The following is a 19,966-nucleotide window of genomic DNA, read 5'->3' as shown; positions in this document are numbered from 1 at the left end:
GCGCCTGATTGAAATCGCCGCAAAGGCTCCTGATCGTCGCGCGCCCGGCCGTGAGATCCGATCCGCGCAGGATTCGACCGGCGGCGGCGTTGGCACGCACCAGCACTCCGCTTCGATCGAACAGCAGCACGCCGGACTCGAGGGCCTCGAGCAGCTCGTCGAAGGTGATGTGCGCGTGATGCTCGATCGTCGCAGTGCCGGCCGGCACGCTTGCGGGCTCGCCTGGATCGGGCAGGCAGAGCGCCCGCCGCAGCGTGCGGACGATCTCGGAGGCGCGCTTCTGCTTGAGATCGAAACTGACGCCGCCCGAAGGCTTGCCGATCGTCGCCACGGCGCCGAGCCGCATCGCTTCGATCCGCTTGGTGGAATCCTCGTTGGCCACCAGCGAGGACAGGATGATGACCTTGGACGTCGAGCGCAGATGGAGGCGGCGCAACGTCTCCAGGCCCGACATTTCGGGCATCTCGATGTCGAGCAGCACGGCATCGGGCTTGAGCTGCCGCACCTTCTGCAGCGCCACGCGGCCGTCCGGCGCGGTGTCGACGACTTCGAGATCGGGATCGCTGTCGACGATCTCGGAGATCAGGTTGCGCATGATCAGGCTGTCGTCGACGACGAGGATGCGCTTGCGTGCGCCGGCGCCGCCGTCGATCTCCGCCAGGTTCATCGTAGCGTTCTCCTGTCGCCGGCCGCGGCGATGAGGGCGGCATGCCGGATGCGCCGCCGCGATGCGAAGCTGTTGATCGGCAATTCGTAACGGGGCCGCAGGCAGAACAGGTATTCCTGCAAGGAAGGGTCGCGCCAGACGCCGAAGAAGAACGGCCGCAGCGCAGCGACGGCACGCGGCAGCGGCTCGAAGGCCTTCGCGTCGAGGCGCATCAGGGCGCCGGTCTGGTCGACGACGATGCGGGCCTCGATCCGGCCGCTGACTTCGAGGCGCAAGGCAACGCCGCGCTCGATTGGCCTGGCGAGGCCGCCGCTCGCGAGGGCGCGGCCATCGAGCACCAGGGGTGATCGCGGCACCCGCGCTTCGGGGAACGGCTCCATGCAAGCGTCCAGCAACTCGATCGAAACGATATCGGCGCTCGGAACCAGGAAGCGATAGGGATGGCATCGCACCTCGATGAACTCGCTCATGCGGCGCCGTCCTCGATCTGCTCGCGGCGGAGGCGCGCGGCGGGGACCCGCAGGCCGAACACGGAAGCCCTGCGGGCGAGGTCGAAGATCTTTTCGGGATCGAGCACCAGCACGATGCGATCGAATCCCATGGTGGTGATGCCGCCGATGCCGGGCAGCGCTGCGACGCGGGGATGGGTCTCACGGATCAGCATCTCGCCGCGGCGCAGGATGCGATGCACCTCGACGCCCATGCGCTGGCCGGACCACTCGCACAGCACGATCGGCCGATCGGCGCGGACCTGCTCGGCGGGCTGCGGCAGCCGCAACAGCTCGGTCAGTCGGAACACCGGCAGGAAGTGGCCGCGAAGCAGGATCGAGCGCTGACCATTGACGTACTGCACGCCGGAGGTGGGAAAGACCAGGGCTTCGCTGACCATCGCTTCCGGAAAGCCGACCGGCTGAATCCCCGTGTCGGCCAACAGCATCGGCTGAATGGCCGCCGACAGCGGCATGTCGAGCCGGAACGTCGTGCCCTCGCCGGCGGTGGTCAGCACGTCGATCTTGCCACCGAGTTTGGTGATGTTCACGAGCGCCACGTCGAGTCCGACACCCCGGCCCGAGACGTCGCCGATCTCGGCGGCGGTGGAAAAGCCAGGCGTGAAGATGAAACGGATCGCTTCGTCGTCGCTCATCCGGCGGATTTCATCTTCGGAGGCGAGCCGGGAAGCGGCGATGCGTTGTTTCACCCGTTCGACATCGATGCCGCGGCCGTCGTCGCCGATCTCGATGACGATGCGGTCGACCTGCTGGCTCGCAACGAGGCGCAACGTCGCGACGCGCGCCTTGCCCTGGGCCAGACGGTCCGCTTCGCGCTCGATGCCATGATCGATGGCGTTGCGCAGCATGTGCGTGAGCGGATCGGCGAGCATGTCGGACATGCCCTTGTCGATGCGAATGCCGCCGGTCTCGGCGGCGAAACGCACCTGCTTGCCGAGGCTTCGCGCGGTTTCTCGCACCATGCGGGGAAAGCGGCCGACCAGCGTATCGAGCGGGATGACGCGCAAGCCGAGCGTGCTTTCATGGATCAGGCTGATGATGCGGCCGATATCGACCTCGACCGAGCAGAAGTCGCGGTGCTGACGCACCAGCGTGTCGATGTCGGCGCGCAGTTCCGGCGCGCGGGTCACGGCGAGATCGGCGAGCCGCCGCAAGGCATCCGGAACGTCGGACTCCACGGCCAGCACGTTGAGGCGGCTCGCAATCGAGAAGAATTCGCCGATACGGCCGAACAGCTTGTCGAGCACCTCGACGGGAACGCGCACCTGGGTTTCGTCGGCTGCCTCGGACCGGCTGGCGCCCTTCGGCGCCAACATGAATTCGCCTGCGGCATGGCCGGGGACGATGCGCTGCACCTCGCCGACGACGCGGAGGGCGAGATCGCCGAGACGGTGTGCGAGCACGTCCGGTTCCTCGGCATCGAGCAGCAGCAGGGCCAGCGCAGGCTGGCCGCCCTGCGTGGTGGCCTGCCCGAGCAACGGGTCGAGCTGGGCCAATCTTGCCATCGTCACGGCGTCCGGAAGCTCGACGACGGCAAGCTTGAGCGTGGCGCCTGATCCGTCGATCAAGGAGGCCAACCTCGTCCGCCGTCGCGGTGGGCCGGGACACAGCAGCGGGGTGTCGATGCCGAGCTTGCGCAGCTGCGCCTCCAGCTCGTCATCGACTGCGAAGATGTCCCGGATCGCCTTGCCCAGCGCATCCGCAAGGTCGCTCGCGTCGGCGCTCCGGTTGAGCGTTCGCTCGAGTGCGACGAGGGCGCCGTGCAGGAGATCCTCGCAAACGGGCGCGGAGCTCTGTGGCGACAGCCCGTCGGCGATCTCTTCGATCATCCTGTCGATGCCGCCGGGAAGCGAGAGGGCGCGGCTGAGCGTGGCGCAGTCGCGCGCCAGCGGCAGCCGTCGCGAGGTTGACGCCAGCGCTTCGTCGATCCGCCTCGCCAATGCGTCTCGCAGGAGCATGCTCAACGCGGTCGTCGTCGGGACGACGCCGCAATCCGCACCGACGAGCAGGCCGAATCGTTCGGCCTCCCACAACAGCTCGGCGAAAGCGCAGAGCCGCTGCACGTCGGAGCTGGTCGAGGCATCATGCGCCATCGCCTCCATGCGGGCGAGCGCGAGCTGGGCACAGGCATAGGCCACCATGCCGGCCGCCTCGCGAAAAGCCTCCTCCTGTCCCTCGACGATGGCCCGGGCCGCTTCGGGCAGCACCTCGCAGAAAAGCTCCGCAAAGCCCTGGAGGAGATCCAGATCGTCACCGATGAAGCGCCAAGGCTCGCCGCCGGCCGGCGCCGTGGTCACGATCACGACATCCTGCCCGGTGGCAACGGCGGCTTGCTGCAGCTCATCGATGAGTGAGGGCGGGGCCGACCAGCCGAACGGTGCGGCCAGCGCGTCCTCCAGCACGTCCGCCGAGGCGATCAGTGCGTCCTGGATCGCGGCGTCGATGGTGCGCTGGCCTGCCCGGAGCTGCGACAGGAGCCCTTCCGCCTCATGAACCAGGGTCTCGACACCCTTGGCCCCGATGACCCGGGACAGCGCCTTGATCGAATGAAACGCACGGAACACGACATCGATGTCGGCTTCGGTGATATCGGCGGGATTGACGGCGGCGAGGTGTTTCTCGATCGCCGCGAGGTGCTGGCGGACCTCGACGCCGAACTGGGACAAGAGCTCGGAATCGATCGCGTCGCTCATGACGGCTTCCCGGCTCCGCGGGGCGACCGGTCAGCGAGTGCGATCAGCCAGCGTGCATAGGCGTCCTTGTCGAAGCCGGTGAGGGTAGGGGAGGCGCGGCCGGACGGCTTCGCGAGCACCGTGTCGGCGCCGGCCTTGCGCCATTCGGCGGAGGCGCGCGAGCCCGGCCAGGCCTGATGCGCCAGCGCCACCACGCGTGCCGGCGTCAGCAGGGACAGCGCGCCGATCAGCGCGTGCGATTCCCGGACCGAGTCGGTATCGACCGCCAGGATGTCCGGGCGGTCGCGCCGGACGATCGCGACGGCCTCCTCGACATGCACGCAACTCAGTGCGAGCTCGTCCGAGGCCAACGCCTGAACCGCGGATGCAAAAGCCTCGTCCTCGGTCACGATCACGAGCGCGGCCATCCGGTCAGCTCTCCTCGGCCGGGACCAATCCGTGAAACGGCGCCGTCCAGGACGAAAGCTTCTCTGCGATCCTCGGCAGGCTCGCGACCAGTGCCGACTGGCAGGCGGCGCGCGCCGCCTGAGGCATGCCGGCGACGACGCAGCTCTTGAAGTCCTGGATCAGCACGCCGCCGCCATGGGCGGCGACCATTGCGGCGCCACGAGCGCCATCCTCGCCCATCCCGCTCAGCACGACCGCGGCCACCCGAATGCCGGCGTCCACCGCCGAGCCGAGGAGAAGATCGGCGCTGGGGTGAAAGGCGCTGCCCGCGATTGATGTCGTCGACAACCAGAAGCCGCTGCTGGCCGCGCGGCGGATGCGATAGTCCGCGCCGCCACGCAACACCACGATCTGGGCGGCGGGCAACTGCCCCGCGCCGGTTTCGCTGACGGTCAGTCCGGTCTCGACCGCGAGGTGGCGTGCAAAGGCCATCGTCTGGTCGGCGGGCATGTGCTGGGCCACCACCACCGGTACGCGCGGCGGCTCGATGTGCCGCAGCAGGGTGATCAGGGCGCCCGGACCGCCTGTCGAGGCCGCCACCACGATGATCTCTGGTGATCGCGCCGGATCACGCGGGCCGGGCGCGGCAGGTCGCGCCGCCGGCTCCTCGCGGATCGGCCGGCCAGTCGAGAGCGTCTCGATGGCCTCGTGAAGTCCGGCCGCCATGCCGCCGAGATCGAGCATGCCGTTCTTTCTGCCTGGGATCACGGGAGCCTTCATGGCCAGCCGTGGCGACGTCGATCCCGGGTCCCGCATGGCGATGATGAGGGTTTGTCCGGCATGGCCTCTCACTGCCTGACGCATCACGTCGCCCTCGACGTCCGTCAGCAGCGTGTCATCTATGATGGCAAGGTCGATCGTGCCGTCGGTGAGCAGGCACGTCGACTCCCGGACGGAGGAAGCCTCGGTGACGCCAAACCGCTGTCCGTAACGGCGCAATCCCTGCTTCAGCCCGATGCGCAGGAAGCCGGATGGTGAGGCGACGAGGACGCGGGACATGGCAGGTCATGCCAGCTTGCGATAGACGGTGGCGGCCGGCGCTTCGATTGGCTCGAAGGCCTGCGGATCATCCAGCGTATCGGCAGCTCCCAGCACCAGAACTCCGCCGGGTCGTAACGCCGCCGCCAGATGACCCTGCGCGCGTCGCTTGGCCGCTTCGTCGAAATAGATCAGCGTGTTCCGGCACAGCACGAGATCAGCGCCGGTGACGGGCGGCGGATCAAGCAAGTTGTGGGCAACAAAGCTGACAGCGTGGCGAAGCTCCGCCGGGACGGTCCAGGTGCGGCCTTCCGAGAGGCCGGTGAAGTGCGGCGCGGCCCACGCCGGAATGGCGCGGAAGCTGTCGAGCGCATGCAGTCGCGGATAGGCGCCCGTCCGCGCCTTGGCAAGCACGGTCTCGCTGATGTCGGTGCCGAGGATGGACATCGGCAGGGGGGCGCTGCCGACGCGGGCGCCGGCAGCGACCAACGCCATGGTCCAGGTTTCCTCGCCGGTCGAGCAACCCGCCGTCCACGCGGACAGCATGGCGCGTCCCGCCTGCCGTCGCCGCGCATCGAGCTCCGGAAGCACCTGGTCGCACAACAGCTCGATTTGCGCCGGGTGGCGGAAGAAGTAGGTCTCATGCACGAGCATGGCCTCGACCAGCCTGCTCCAGGCGAGATCGCCCGGCGGCGATATCGCCAGGCGCTGGGTATAGGCGTATCGATCCGGCATCGCGAGCCCCGCCAGGCTCGATGCGATCTTGCCCATCACGTCCGCCGGCCGGAAGCCGATGCGCTGATTGACCGCAGCGGCGAGCCGCGGCAGCACGGCGTCAATGTCGGTCTCGACCATGCTCATGTGAACCGGCCCGCTCCGTCGGAATCCTGTCTTGCGGCGCTCATGCCGTCTTGAACCGGGCAACGCGCGTGCGGGACATCTCGGCAAGCTGCGACAACTGCACCATCGTCGCCGTGATCTCCTCGGCGGCGGCGGCATTCGAGGTGGCGATCGAGCGGAGCTGCGACATGCTGCCGTCGAGTTGCGTGATGCTCGCCTGCTGCTGTTCCACCGCGGCGGCCGATGAATGGATCATCTGCGTCGTCTGCTGCGTCTCGCTGGCGATGCCGTGCATCGCGGTCCGCACCACCTCGGCTGCGGACTTGCCCTCGTTCGCTTCCGTCGTCGCCTGCTCGACGATGTCGGCGATCTGCTTGGCGTTCTGGCCGGCGCTCTCGGCGAGCTTGCCGACCTCCTGGGCGACCACCACGAAGCCCTTGCCGTGCTCGCCGGCGCGGGCCGCCTCGATCGCGGCGTTCAGCGACAGGATGTGGGTGCGGTTGGCGATCTGGGCGATGACCTCGGTGATCTGGTTCACCTTGCGGCTGCTCTGGGCGATCGCATCGACGATGCCGGACAGGCGCTCGACCGAGGACAAGCCCTTCTGCACGAGCTGGGCCGCGTTGCCGGCCTTGTCGCTCGCAGCCTTGGTGTTGTCCGACACGCTCTTCAGTGCGAGCGTCGATTCGTTCAGCGCCAGCGCGACCTGCGAGAGCGAGGAGTTCTGCGAGCGCGCGCCGTCGGAGACCTGCCCGACGGCGGCGCTGGCCTCCTCGATCGAGATCGCCGTGCGCCGCGCCTGATCGCCGAACTCCTTCAGCGCATCATGGGTCGGCTCCAGCAGCCGGTTGACCTGTTCGCTGATCTCCTTGAGGAAGCCGACCTTGTCGGCCACCGGAACGCGTACGGTGAGGTCGCCCTGCGCGGCCTTGGAGATGATGTCACCGATCTCGCGGGTCGTCGCCTCCGCCTTGAGCATCGCCTTGATCCGGTCGGCGTTCTGCTTGAAGACGTCGACGGCGCGGGCCATGGCGCCGAGCTCGGTCCTGCTTTCCATGTCCGGGATCAAGACCGAGCCATCACCCTCCGCCAGGCGCGCCATTGCGCCGGTCATGGCGTTGAGCGGCACGATGATCTCGCGGGTGATGAACCACGACAGGAAGCCGCCGATCAGGACGGCGCCGATGCTGATCGAGAGCAGCAGGAGATTGCCGGTCGAGGTGCTGGCGACCGCGGCTCTCACCGCTTCCTCGCGCCGCTCGACGAGCTGGTTGCGCACGTCCTCGCTCTTGGCCAGCACGTCGTTCTCGGTCCCGATCACCTTCTGGTAGGTCTGCAGCATGCTCTGCGCGGCGCTCACGACGTTGAACGCAGTTTGCGTGCCCCGCACGGCGTCGTTGGCCGTTGACGCCACATTGGTGGCCTGCTGGCCGACCGATGGCGCCGCGCCGGCCGCCCATGACGAGGTGGTGACGGACGCATAATGCGCAAGCGTCACCTCCGACGGCTCCAGCGCCACGAGCCGCAGCGCCTCGCTCATCGGCTCGGAACCGCGTGAGGCTCCAGGGTCCTGGTCGCGTCTGGCCTGCGTATATCCCGCAGAGTCGCGGAAGCTGGCGGCGCGCTGAGCGATCGCCTTGCGCGCGGCCATCACCCCATCGGCCTGCTCGAGGAAGTCCATGATCACCTTGCGCGCTTCGGTGGCCTGCTGCTTCCTGGCCGGATCGATGAAGAGATCGATGGCCTCGCTGAACGCCTTGCCGGTGTTCGCCTTGCGCGAGAAGTAGCGCTTTTCGTCGTCGTCCGTCGCGGTCTGCACGTAGCCGACCAGCCTGCGGCCGGCGCCGGCGAATTCGCGGTCACCGAGCAGGAACAGCTGCGCCTGCCGGCCATAGAGCAGCGCACGGGTATATTCAGCCTCGGTCTGCGAGAGCGTGAGATAGCCCACCACGGCGATCCCCAGCGACAGCAGCAGAAGCACACCGGCGAGCAATTGGATTCGCGATCGGATCGAGAGGTTCCGCAACATGAGCCTCACCTTTTGCCGTCCGGGCTTGCCGAGCTTCGTTCGGGTTCATGGGTCATCCCCGTCAGCAATGGCGTCTAAAAACCATTGCTCCTTAAGCGTGCATCGCGCTGTCATTGTGACCGACAGCGCACGTCGCCCGGGTTTTTGTGCGATGAATTATGGCCTGCCGCGCACGGCGAGCGCGCCGGCATGAAAAGGAAAATCTTCTTTGGAAACGAGGCGTTATAGAATGATGTTCAACAGCTATCGGGCTATCGAATTGTTGCAAATGTAGTGTCGAAGGCGCTGGCCGCGGGCACGGTGGCATCGCCATGTGATGCTCCGTGCGACCGGAGCGGTCGGGTCGCAACTGCGACCTGTCCGGTTCTTCAATCGCTCGCGAGCACGTTGCTGAACAGCACGTAGCGCTCGCCGTTGAAGCGCACCAGACGCATCTGCTTGATCGGCCGGTGATCGGTCGGGCTCGAGGTCAGCTTGATGCCCGGCAGCAGGAGGGGAAGCTCCATATCAAGATGGCTGGCCTTGTCCATCACGTTCTCGCGGGTGAGGTCGTCGCCGCATTGTCTGATGAGCTCGACCACCGCATGGCCGATATTGTAGCCATAGGGCGCGTAATAGTCGCTCTTGTCGACGTGAGGGTTGTACCTGTCCATCCAGGCGTTCCAGGTCTTCATCTCCGGATCGTCACGCCATTGCGGGTCGGCCGGATCCTTCTGATAGGCCGCCGAGATGATGCCCTTGGCGGCTTCGAATCCGGCCGGCTTGATCGCACCCGCAATCGAGGAGCCGACGCTGGAGACGAATTCCTGTGGATGCCAGTCGATGTCATAGGCCTTGCGGATCGCCTGCGCGGCGAATTTCGGCACCGAGAAGATCAACAGCGCGTCGGCGCCGGCGGCCTTCAGCGAGACGATCTGCGAATCGACCGTCGGATCGCTGGTATTGTAGGTCTGCTGCGACACGATCATCTTGTCGGCCTTGTCGCCGAGCCCACGCTTGAAGCCTAGGAGGTAATCGCGCCCGAGGTCGTCGTTCTGCATCAGGATGCCGACCTTGGCATCCGGCTTGTTGGTGAGAATCCACTTGGCGTAGATTTCGGCTTCGGAGGCGTAGTGCGGCGTCCAGCTCAGCGTCCACGGATAATGCTCGGGATCGTTGAAGACCGTAGCGCCGGTGCCGATGAAAAGATGCGGCACCTTCTTCTGGTTGATGTATTTCACCACCGCCATGTTGGTCGCGGTACCGACGGGATTGACCAGAAACAGGACCTCCTCGCTCTCGATCAGGCGGCGAATCTGCTCGACGGTCTTGGGCGGGCTGTAGGCGTCGTCGAGCGCGACATAGTTGATCTTGCGTCCGTTGACGCCGCCTTGCTCGTTGACGAACTGGAAATAGGCGGTCGCGGAGATGGCGCCGGCAGAGTAGGCGGAGGCCGGCCCGCTGAAGGGCGTCGTGGTGCCGATCTTGATTTCGGTATCCGTGACGCCGGGGCCGTATTTTTTCTGCGCCGACACAGGCGTCACGGCAGAGCCGAGCGCAAGCGCGACCAAGACGGCCAACGCAGAAAGTCTCCTCCCGATCATCTCTATCCTCCCGTTCTTTTGAGCGGGGAGGCCGGCGTGAGTCGTTCCGCTAGTTTCGCAGCACGACCCGTCCCACGACCTTTCCGGCCCGCAATTCGTCGATCCAGTTCTGCACGTCACCCATCGGCTCTTCCCGCATGGGCGCAGGCTTGATCTTTCCGGCGCGCGCGAGCGCCATCAATTCGTGTGCCTCGGCCAGCGTGCCGACCATGAATCCTTCGATGGTCATGCGCTTGTAGGCCCACTGCACCATTGGCAGGCTGAAATTGCCGCCCATCAGCCCGGAGACCACGATCTTGCCGCCGCGCGCGAGCGCGGACACTGCGAAGGCCATGGATTTGTCGTTGCCGGCGAAGTCGACGATGGCGTCGAAACCGCCCTCGTTTTCCTTGACGATGCGGCGGCCGATCTCGGGCTCGGTCGGGTCATAGGCAACCGCGGCGCCGTTCTCGAGCGCCGTCTCGCGCGCGGCCGGGTTCAGATCCGCCACTGAGACGTTCTGCTTGAACATCGCCTGCGCGAACGACAGTCCCATCATGCCGACGCCGCCGAGCCCGATCAGCAGCAGATTGCGTTGCCGGGGGCGATCGACCAGCCGCTTCAGCGCGCCATAGGCGGTCACGCCCGAGCACATCAAGGTCGCCGCGAGATTGACGGGGAGCGGATCGTAATCGAGCAGGTATTTCGCGTCCGGCACCAGCACATGGCTGGCGAAGCCGCCGTCGATGTTGACACCGACGAAGCGCGGCTTCAGGCAGAGATTTTCGTCGCCGTTGCGGCAGTCGCGGCACTGGCCGCAGCCGATCCAGGGAAACACCGCCTTCTTGCCGCCGATCAGGTCCTTAGAGGCGTCGGGCCCGACGTCCTCGACGACGCCGGCGATCTCGTGGCCCAGCGTGAAAGGCAAGGTCATGCCGCGCGTGGTGTCGAGCCGCTTGCCGCCGCCGAGATCGGCGTAACCGTCCTGGATGTGCAGATCGGAATGACAAAGCCCGCAGCGCTCGATGCGGACCAGCACCTCGGTTCCCTGCGGCTTCGGCGTGTCGACGATGGTCTCGCACAGCGGCGCGTCGAACTTGACCAATGACTGGCGGCGCATCAACGCCATGACAAATCTCCCTGGGAAGGTGCGGCCCCTTTGTTGCGTATATCGGCCAATTCACGGGCCATTGCAACAAAGCCGGACACCGGGATGGTTTCGGCACGCCGGGTCGGCTCGACCTCGGCGGAGGCGGCGAGGCGCTCGGGATCGACCGACAGCGATTTGAGACTCTGCCGCAACATCTTTCGTCGCTGTCCGAAGGCGGCGGCCGCCACCTGCTCCAGCAATCGACGGTCGCAGGGTTCGGGAGACGTGCGCGGCACCAGCCGCACCACCGAGGAGGTGACCTTGGGCGGCGGCACGAAGGCGGCAGGCGAGATGTCGAACAGGATCCTGGTCTCGGCCCGCCAGTTGGCAAGCACGGCGAGCCTGCCATAGGCTTCCTCGTTCTCGTGCGCCACGATGCGCTCCGCCACCTCGCGCTGGAACATCAGCACCATCATCTCGTACCAGGGCGGCCATGGCTCGATCGACAGCCAGCCGATCAGAAGCGAGGTCGCGATGTTGTAGGGCAGGTTGGCAACGATCTTCGCTCGCGTCGATCCGAGATAGGGGCGGGGATCGAAGCCTTGTGCATCGGTGCACACGATCTCGAGCCGTCCGGGATAATGCCGGGAAATCTCTTCGAGCGCGGGAATGGCCCGCGCGTCATGCTCGACCGCGACGACGTGCCGCGCTCCGAGCGCGAGCAGCGCGCGGGTCAGCCCGCCCGGACCCGGACCGATCTCGACCACGGTCGCATCCTCGAGCGGAGCCGCCGCGCGGGCGATCTTGGCCGTGAGGTTGAGATCGAGCAGGAAATTCTGACCGAGCGACTTGCGCGCCGACAGCGCATGCGCGCGAATGACCTCGCGCAGCGGCGGCAGGTCATCGATCGCGCTCATGATGCTGCGCGCTGCGCCGCCATGCGGAAGGCCAGGCGCAACGCGGCGATCAGGCTTGCGGGATTGGCGCGGCCGGTCCCGGCAATATCGAAGGCCGTGCCGTGATCGGGCGAGGTGCGGATGAACGGCAATCCGAGCGTGACGTTGACGGCGTCGTCGAAGGCCAGCGTCTTGACCGGGATCAGCGCCTGGTCGTGATACATGCAGATCGCACAGTCATAGGTTCTGCGCGCGGCGTCGTGGAACATCGTGTCGGCCGGCAACGGCCCCCTGATCTCGATGCCGTCGTCGCGCAGGATGTCGACCGCAGGCGCCACGATGGTCTGGTCCTCGGTACCGAGCGAGCCGTCCTCGCCGGCATGCGGGTTGAGGCCGGTGACGGCAAGCCGCGGACGGGCGACGCCGAAACGCGCCTTCATCGCCGCCGCGGCGATGCGGCCGGTCGTCACGATCAGGTCGGTCGAGAGCTGTGTGATGGCCTCGCGCAGCGACACATGGATGGTCACCGGCACCACCGCGAGCGCGGGCGACCACAGCAGCATGACGGGGTGCGGCGGATCGCCGCCGGCGGCCGCGAGCTCGGCCAGGAATTCGGTGTGGCCGGGATGGGTGAAGCCGGCGCGGTAGAGCACGCTCTTGGCGATCGGATTGGTGACGACGGCGCTGGCGTGCCCGCCTGCGACATCGCCGACCGCGCGGCGAATCGCGGCCAGGGCGGCTTGCGCGCTTCGAGCGTCAGGCTTGCCGGCCGGCGCAGTCGCGGTCTCGCCCGTCGCGACCACCGGCAGCGCATCCGCGAAAGTGGCAATCGTATCGGCGGGCGCGACGTCGGCAACGCGAACATCGAGGCCGAGCGTCCTCGCGCGCTGCCGGAGAAAATCGCAATCACCGAGCAGATAGAACGCGGGAAGCTTCAGCTCGTGCCGGCGCAGCCACGCCTGAAGGGTGATGTCCGGGCCGATACCCGCGGGTTCGCCCAGGGTCAGCGCGAGCGGCTTGTTTGCCATCCGTCAACGATATTCGATCATCGCCTCTTTGCGGACTTCCTGCAGATAATTGTTCGACGTCGTCTCGTATTTCTTGGCATAGAGCTTGTCGCGCATTTCCTTCTTCTTCGGCGTATCGACGGTGGTCGGCTTGCGGCCGCAGAGCACCACCATCTCGATACCCTGCTTGGTGACTTCCGGCGGCGTCAGATGGCCGATCGGCGTGTCATCGAGCATCTTGCGCAACGTGGGCGGGATATCGGCCGACGTCTTGACCACGGTGTCGCGGATGGCGGCGTTGGGCAGCGATTTGAAGTAGCTGTTCGCCTCGTCGCAGCTCTGCACGCGCGAGCGCAGGGACTCGGCCTCCTTGTGCTTGGCCTCGATCAGGGCGGGCGATGAGCCGCGCGGCATGATCAGCACCACCGGCTGCATGCTGTACTGAAAGGCATCCGCCTGTTGCGCGGCATCGCCGCCCTCCGCCTTGACCGCGGCGTCGACATCCTTCTCGCCGACCTGGAGGCGTTCCTTGTAGCGCCCACGCACGAGACTGGTCCAGACCATGTCGCTCTTGATCCGGGCCTTCAGCGTCTCCGGCCGGATGCCCTGCGCCTCCAGCGACTTCGACAGCTGATCCGCCGTGATGTGCATCCGCGAGCTCATTTCGGAATAGGCCTGGTCGATGTCGGAGCCGGAGGGATCGACGCCGAACTTCTTGGCTTCCTTGATCTTCAGCTTCTGCTCGATCAGCTCGTTGAGCACCTCCTGCCGGCTGGACGCCTTGTGCGTCGACAGGAAGTCGAGCTTGGTGCGCTGCTCGACGTCGAAATCGGTGATGGGATCGCCATTGACCATCACGATCACGGTTTGCGCACTGGCCGGCGGGACGTGGGCCAGCAGCGCCGTCGCGGCGATCCAGCCCGTCAACAAGGCCCAAAGGGAAGGCGAGAGCCTGCTCGTCATGTTGACCATCGTCATGTCGACCGATCCGAATTCCAGCCTAGTGCTCCGATTCCGAAGTTCGCACTTCGCCGCGGCGCGCTCCGAAGTTCGTGGTCGGGACGCAGCCGTCGGCTGGCAAATCGCCCGCCCTCTTTGGCGGGCTGGTCTCACTGCCCAGTCGCGGCAACCGAAACTGACGTGTTTGCAATCGTACGCAGGCCAAGCTGCAACATGTAGGCGTGGCCGAGAACCGGCGGGGTTCCCCCCGCCGTGTAGCTGTACGACGTTACATAGTTCGCCGCCAGCACGAAGCAATCGTCCACGTAACCGGCGCCGACGACATATTGGTTGACGTTGTTTGCCACAAGGTCCCAACGCACCGAGCCCGTCGCCACCCAGTTGGTGGCGAGCTTGACCGAGCCGCTGGCCAGGATGCCCTCGCGCCGGGTCAGGTAGCCGAGATCGGGCTGGGCGGCGTAGTCGCCATACATCATGCTGACCGACCAGCGGTCGAAATTGGCCCTGGCCTCGGCCTCGAGGCGCTGGACGTTCCAGGTCTGCTCGTCGAAGCGCGAGCGCACGCTGAACGTGTAGGTGCGGTTCGGCGAATACTCGACACTCGAGACGTAGTCGGACGCCGTCTTCTGCAGGCCGGAATCGATCCCGGTATTGGTCACGTCCCGGACCGAGAAGGAGTTCAGGCCGAACAGCTGGTAGGACTGCCCGAACAGCACCTTGACCGTGCCGCCGCGGTCGAACTGCGTGGTCGACTGCACCCCGACATTGGCGCGCCCGCCGCCTTCGACCCGGTCGTAGCCGGAGAACTTGTCGACGCTGAAGAGGTTGGTGGTGTCGAACACCAGGCTTTGCGCGTCCTCGTTGGGGAGCTTGCCCGCATAACTCTCGTTGGGACGAATGATGACCTGGGCGATCGGCTCGATCGTCGTCGAGCCCCAAGGCTGGCTGTTGATGAAGGGATAACGATACTCGAGGCCGACCGTCGGCATCACCCGCAACGCCTGGGTGTCGCCCACCGGCAGGAAGTTGGCCACGCCGGGCTGGTTCGAGATATCCGCATTGATCGCGTCGGCGCGCACGCTCACGAAGGGCGTCCAGATTTCGCCGGCGGAATCGGTGAAGGAGCGCCGCCACTGGGCCTCGGCCGAGAGCCGGGTATAGGTTCCGGGTATGCCGCGCAGCAGGCACTGCGTCGGAAGCCGCGCCATCGGGTCCGCCGAAGCGGCGGTGCACAGGCCGTTGGTGTTCGCCAGCGTCGTGATCGGATCGAACACGGCGTCGTTACGCGTCAGGTTGACGAAATTGGTCTTGTAGCTGACTTCGCCGCCGAAGATCGGGTAGTTGAACACGTTCGAATAGTCCAGCACCGGATAGATGACCGGGACCTGCTGCTGGTTACCCGAGAAGCTGAGATAGTAGATGGTGCGGACGTCGAAGAAGCTGCGATTGCCGACGCCGGTCAGATAGAGCTGCGAGATCGCTTCCGTCGGCAGCAGGATGAACGAGTTCATCAAGTCCTTGTACTGCGCCAGCCGGTAGTCGGAGAAGAAGAAGTAGTCCGACAGGAAGACGCCGTCCCAGCCCCAGACCCATTTGTCGTTGACGGCGAACTGGCCCTTGGTCTCGACGCCGCCACGGAACTGGCGGTCGCCGGGTTGGCCGGCGAAGGCGCCGGGATCGAGCTGGTCGATGCCGTAGGCGCGGATCTGGTACGCGCCGTCGACCAGCCGCTGGCGGAATTCACCCTGCAGCAGCACGCCCTGGCGCGTCATGAAGCGCGGCGTGAAGGTGGCGTCATAGTCCGGCGCGATGGCCCAGTAGTACGGCACCTCGACGCCGAACCCGGTCTGCGCCGTACCCGGAAAATAACCCGGCATCAGGAAGCCGGACTTCCGTTTCACCGTCGGGTCGGGGGTCGAGAAATAGGGCAGATACGCGACCGGCACGCCGAAGAACTCGAACTGTGCGGTCTCGAAATACAGCATCTTGTCCACCTGGTCGTGGATGATGCGCATGCCCTTCACCTGCCACAGCGGCGGCTTTTTCGGATCGTCCTTACACGGGGCGCAGGCGGTGTAGACGCCGTTCTCGAACACCGTGTAGTTGCCGCTCGACCGGTCGGCGCGGGTCGCGGCCATCCGGGTCGAGTCCTCGGTGTCGACATGCAGCGAATCGACGAACCCGTCGCGATAGTCGTCGCTCAGGTCCATGACGTTGGCGTAGGTGATCTTGCCGTCGGCATCCGTCATGCGGATGTTGCCTTCGGCATGAAGCCGCTTGGTCTTCTGGTCGTAGATCACCTTGTCGGCTTCGACGCTCGTGCCGTTGTAATAGAGCTGCACGTTGCCGACGGCCGACACGCGGTTGTTGTTGTAGTCGTAATCGACCTCGGTCGCCTGCACCAGCATCTGGTTGTCGTTGGGCACGCGCGGCGGTTTCGGGCGCGGCGCCGGCTGATTGTAGGTGAACCCCTGGGCAGAGGCCGGACCGGTCGCGCCGAGCTGCGCGGCGCCGGCGATCAACAGGCCGGCGATAGCCGCGCCGAGCCGACGCATGGCGGCCACGCGCGATACGCGCGCGGCGAGGCGCGGCGCTGCAGCGGATGAAGCCGGTTGGAGGGCGGTCGAGACGGTCACTAGCCGTCCTCCTGATACAGCAAGGCCAAAAAGCCGGTCAGGCCACCCACGAGGACGGGCAGCCACGCGGCAGCGATCGGATGCATCAACTCAGCCTTGCTCAAATCTTCGGTTACTTTGGACAGAACGTAGAGCAGAAACCCTGCGCCCACGCCACTTAAAACCATCTTCTGCACGCCGCCGAAGCGGAAGAAGCGGAGTGACACGGAGGCCGCCAGCATGACCATCGCGGCAAGCAAAAATGGCTGCGCCAGAAGCTTATGGTACTGCAGCCGATAGCCCGCGGTTGCAAAGCCGGAGCTCTCCGACGACCGGATGTAGCTCGGAAGTTGCCAAAAGGACACAGTTTCAGGGGTCGAAAAGCTGTTGCGAACCTGTGCGGGCGTCAGCGACGTGGGAAGTTCGAATCGAGCCTGATCCACAGGCGGAGCGTCGAGCGAGTATCGCCGTGCGGATTTGAACAGCCAGTAACCATCCTCGAGCGTGGCCTCACGCGCCTCGATCCGCTCCTTGAAGTGATTCTCGGTGTCGAATCGGAAGAGCGTCAGCCCGGTCAGCCGCGCGCCCTGCTGCTCGCTGCGCGCGGCATTGATGATCACCTGGCCGTCGGCATTCACCTGATTGATCCAGAAGCCGGAGGCGTCCTGGACGCCGCCGCCCGGCGCGCTGCCGAACAACTCCGCTTCCATGCGCTTGGAAAGCTCGCGCAGGTTGGCCGACATCGGATTGTAGCCGACGGTCGCGACCACCCCGAGCAGGATGGCGCTTGCGAGCGCGGGCGCGATGAACTGCCAGGCCGAGACGCCGGCGGCGCGCGCCACCACGAGCTCGAGTCGCCTGGAAAGCGCCAGGTAGCAGGTCATCGCGCCGATCAGGACGCAGAACGGCATCATCTTTTCGAGCAGTTGCGGCACCCGAAACAGCGAGGTCTCAGCCACCGTGATCGCCGAAGCCCCGGCGAGGCCGGAGGTCCTTCGCACCATCTCGATGTAGTCGACCAGCACGAGCAGCACGAAGATGCCGGCAAACACGCCGAGCGCCGCGACCACGAAGCGGCCGGCGAAATAGCGTCCGAGGGTATTGGTGACCATGCTCATGCGGCGGCCGGACGTCCAATGAGGCGCAGCAGCCGCGCGTTCGACTTGTTGATCGCTTCCATCAGCGCAGGCGGCGGCTCGACCACGATGCCGCCGATGATGATCCACAGGCCGAGCGAGATCCCTCCGACCAGCAGCAGATACTGCACGGCGGCGGCCTCCGGGGATTTCACGGTCATGACCGAGCAGGCGAAGCCTGCCATGCGCAGCCCGAACACCGCGAGGATCGAGGTCGCGATCGAGAAGCTTCGGCTCTGGCGCGTCGTGCGCGGCGCGCCGAGAAAGGCGAAGGTGAGGGCGGCGAACGCGAAGGGATAGATCGGCGACATGAAGCGGTCGTGCAACTCGGCGCGGAATTGTCCGGGAATCTGCTTGTAGATCGGATCGTTCTCGGAAGGCGCCAGCAGCTCCCAGAGATAGCGTTCGCGAATGCCGAGCGTGACGTCGTGGCCCTGGTTGGAGAATTTCGACATGTCGAAGGCGTAACGGCCGAACGCGACCAGTGCCGGATCGCGCTTGCCCTGCTCGAAGCGCTCGAGGTTGCCGTCCTCGAGGATCAGGAATGAGCCGTCGGCGTTCTTCACCACCGTACCGTGATCGGCGACGATGCTGACGCGCTCGTTCGGATCGCGGCGGTCGTCGATGAAGATGCCGCCGAGCTGTCCTCCCGGCTGCCGTTCGCGGATGCGGATGGTCAGGTTCTGGTCGAGCTGGGCGAAACGGCCGGGTTGCAGGATGTTGGTGAGCACGTCCGCGGTGATCTCGGCGTCCCACTGCTTGATTCGCCGCAGGCCGTCAGGGGCGAGATAGGCCGAGATGAAGGCGACCAGGAGCGCCACCACGCAGGTCGTGTAGAAGAACGGGTAGAACAGCCGGAACGGCGAGAAGCCGGCGGCGTTCATCACGATGATCTCGGAGTCGGTGGCGAGCTTGTTCAACGTATGCGAGACGGCAATCATCAGCGCAATCGGCGCGATGATCGAGACCAGCGAGGGAATCACCAGGCTCGTGATCCCGAGGAAGGTCAGGATGGTCTGACCCTGGCTGGTCATGAGGTCGATGCCGCGCAACGCCTGGGTAATCCAGATCACCCCCGTCAGGCTGACCAGGACCAGCGCAAACGACGCGAGCGTCGTGCGGAAGATATACCTATCGATCGACCCCATCGCTACCGCACGATTCCCGCCCCCGACGCCGGGACCGCGAAGCGCGGCCAAACCCCTGAAACAGAGGTCCCTCGGCCACGTCGCGATTTGTCCCCGCCGACTATCCTCTCACTACCATCCCTTTGATCCGTCGACAAAATGGCTAGGCGATGGCACCCCCAATATGCGGTTAATATTTCGTTGATGTGGCGGGCCTGCCACGGGACACTCCCCGCACTCTCGGCACCACTCTTGGCAGCCGCGCGGCGACCGGACATAGTGTTGCGGAATTGCCCTTTTTGCGCTGCAAGCGTAGCCAAACAAGCTGAACAAAGCCCTGCGCAAGCGGGCCAGCGCCGAATTTCCTGGAGGTCCTCATGTCTGACGCCGTCAAGATCGGCTTCGTGCCGCTCTCGAGCGCCCCACGCGGGACCTTGGCGGTGTTCTGCGATGATGCACTGAAATTCGGGGGCATGACCCGCAAGGCGCTGGGAAATGCGACCAATCTCGTCAAGCGCGCTGCCGCCACCAGCCAGTTCAAGGGCAAGGGTGGTTCTACCCTCGACATCCTGGAGCCTGAAGGAATCAAGATTCAGCGCTTGATCGTGATCGGCGTGGGCAAGCAAGCGAGCTTCACGGAGAAGGATTTCCTCAAATTTGGCGGGACGTTAGCCGGAAAATTGAACTGCGCCAGCGAAGCGGTGACGGTCATGGCGGAACTTCCGGAGGCTGCCATGCACCCCGGCCAGGCCGCGACCATTGCGGCCGGGATCAGGCTCAGGGCCTACCGTTTCGACCGCTACAAGACCAAGAAGAAGGACGGCGAGGACGGCACCTTGCGGGCCGACATTGCACTCGCGGTCGAGGACGTGGCCGCGGCGCGGAAGGCGTTTGCCGGCAGTGCCCATCTCGTCGACGGTATCGTCAAGGCGCGCGAACTCGTCAACGAGCCGCCCAACGTGCTCTACCCCGAGGAGTTCGCCCGTCGGGCCGGCGAATTGCGGAAGCTCGGGGTCGAGGTCGAGATGCTCGACGTCAAGGCCATGACCAAACTCGGCATGGGGGCGTTGCTCGGCGTTGCCCAGGGTTCGGCGCGTCCTGCCCGTACCGTTGTCATGCACTGGAACGGCGGCAAGCAAAGCGAAGCGCCGGTCGCCTTCATCGGCAAGGGCGTCTGCTTCGACACCGGCGGCATTTCGATCAAGCCGGCCGGCAGCATGGAGGACATGAAGGGTGACATGGGCGGCGCGGCCTGCGTCGTCGGGCTCATGCACGCGCTGGCGGCACGGAAGGCGCGGGTGAACGCGGTCGGTGCCATCGGCCTGGTCGAGAACATGCCCGATGGCAACGCCCAGCGGCCGGGTGACATCGTCACCTCGATGTCGGGCCAGACCATCGAGATCATCAACA

General features: G+C 65.8%; 16 protein-coding genes. 1 reads left to right on the top strand and 15 read right to left on the bottom strand.

Annotated features, from left to right (window positions below; genetic code table 11):
- The 15 genes from JOY90_RS22710 to lptF all read right to left on the bottom strand — a co-directional run.
- A partial coding sequence (locus tag JOY90_RS22710; RefSeq protein ID WP_291693351.1) for a response regulator occupies nt 1-667 on the bottom strand: 667 nt, incomplete at its 3' end.
- Complete coding sequence (locus tag JOY90_RS22705; RefSeq protein WP_291693350.1) at nt 664-1,137, bottom strand: hypothetical protein; 474 nt, start codon at nt 1,135-1,137, stop codon at nt 664-666. The genes JOY90_RS22710 and JOY90_RS22705, both read right to left, overlap by 4 nt.
- Nucleotides 1,134-3,869, bottom strand: a complete 2,736-nt coding sequence (locus JOY90_RS22700) for an ATP-binding protein (RefSeq protein WP_291693349.1) — start codon at nt 3,867-3,869, stop codon at nt 1,134-1,136. Before JOY90_RS22700 ends, JOY90_RS22705 begins: the two co-directional genes overlap by 4 nt.
- Nucleotides 3,866-4,276 (bottom strand): hypothetical protein, encoded by a 411-nt coding sequence (locus JOY90_RS22695; RefSeq protein WP_291693348.1) that lies wholly within the window; start codon nt 4,274-4,276, stop codon nt 3,866-3,868. The genes JOY90_RS22700 and JOY90_RS22695 overlap by 4 nt, the downstream gene beginning before the upstream one ends.
- A 4-nt stretch (nt 4,277-4,280) precedes the next feature.
- On the bottom strand, nt 4,281-5,315 hold the full coding sequence (locus tag JOY90_RS22690) for a CheB methylesterase domain-containing protein (RefSeq protein ID WP_291693347.1): 1,035 nt from the start codon (nt 5,313-5,315) through the stop codon (nt 4,281-4,283).
- A 6-nt stretch (nt 5,316-5,321) separates the two neighbouring features.
- Entirely contained in the window at nt 5,322-6,155 is an 834-nt protein-coding gene (locus JOY90_RS22685) for a protein-glutamate O-methyltransferase CheR (protein ID WP_291693346.1), read from the bottom strand.
- A gap of 40 nt (nt 6,156-6,195) precedes the next feature.
- The gene (locus JOY90_RS22680) at nt 6,196-8,163 is read right to left on the bottom strand and encodes a methyl-accepting chemotaxis protein (protein WP_291693345.1); all 1,968 of its coding nucleotides are present in this window, start codon (nt 8,161-8,163) and stop codon (nt 6,196-6,198) included.
- Between the two features lie 368 nt (nt 8,164-8,531).
- Nucleotides 8,532-9,746: an ABC transporter substrate-binding protein gene (locus JOY90_RS22675; RefSeq protein WP_291693344.1), complete on the bottom strand. Its 1,215-nt coding sequence runs from the start codon at nt 9,744-9,746 to the stop codon at nt 8,532-8,534.
- A gap of 49 nt (nt 9,747-9,795) precedes the next feature.
- Nucleotides 9,796-10,854 (bottom strand): alcohol dehydrogenase, encoded by a 1,059-nt coding sequence (locus tag JOY90_RS22670; protein ID WP_291693343.1) that lies wholly within the window; start codon nt 10,852-10,854, stop codon nt 9,796-9,798.
- On the bottom strand, nt 10,845-11,732 hold the full coding sequence (gene rsmA, locus JOY90_RS22665; RefSeq protein ID WP_291693342.1) for a 16S rRNA (adenine(1518)-N(6)/adenine(1519)-N(6))-dimethyltransferase RsmA: 888 nt from the start codon (nt 11,730-11,732) through the stop codon (nt 10,845-10,847). The genes JOY90_RS22670 and rsmA overlap by 10 nt, the downstream gene beginning before the upstream one ends.
- On the bottom strand, nt 11,729-12,739 hold the full coding sequence (gene pdxA, locus JOY90_RS22660) for a 4-hydroxythreonine-4-phosphate dehydrogenase PdxA (RefSeq protein ID WP_291693341.1): 1,011 nt from the start codon (nt 12,737-12,739) through the stop codon (nt 11,729-11,731). Before pdxA ends, rsmA begins: the two co-directional genes overlap by 4 nt.
- Nucleotides 12,740-12,742: 3 nt before the next feature.
- Entirely contained in the window at nt 12,743-13,573 is an 831-nt protein-coding gene (locus tag JOY90_RS22655) for a SurA N-terminal domain-containing protein (protein ID WP_291693352.1), read from the bottom strand.
- 254 nt (nt 13,574-13,827) lie between these two features.
- Entirely contained in the window at nt 13,828-16,380 is a 2,553-nt protein-coding gene (locus JOY90_RS22650) for an LPS-assembly protein LptD (protein ID WP_291693340.1), read from the bottom strand.
- Entirely contained in the window at nt 16,314-17,411 is a 1,098-nt protein-coding gene (lptG, locus tag JOY90_RS22645) for an LPS export ABC transporter permease LptG (protein WP_291693339.1), read from the bottom strand. The genes JOY90_RS22650 and lptG overlap by 67 nt, the downstream gene beginning before the upstream one ends.
- Nucleotides 17,408-18,577 carry an LPS export ABC transporter permease LptF gene (gene lptF / locus JOY90_RS22640; protein WP_291693338.1) on the bottom strand — a complete coding sequence of 390 codons (1,170 nt, stop codon included), beginning with the start codon at nt 18,575-18,577 and terminating at the stop codon, nt 17,408-17,410. Before lptF ends, lptG begins: the two co-directional genes overlap by 4 nt.
- A gap of 356 nt (nt 18,578-18,933) precedes the next feature.
- Here lptF and JOY90_RS22635 point away from each other — a divergent pair.
- The coding region (locus tag JOY90_RS22635) for a leucyl aminopeptidase (protein WP_291693337.1) at nt 18,934-19,966 on the top strand (1,033 nt) is incomplete at its 3' end.

Source organism: Bradyrhizobium sp., assembly GCF_019242285.1.
In the GTDB taxonomy this organism is placed as follows: Bacteria; Pseudomonadota; Alphaproteobacteria; order Rhizobiales; family Xanthobacteraceae; genus Bradyrhizobium.
Note: the sequence above shows the minus strand (reverse complement) of the source record. Positions and strands in the feature narration are given on the sequence as shown.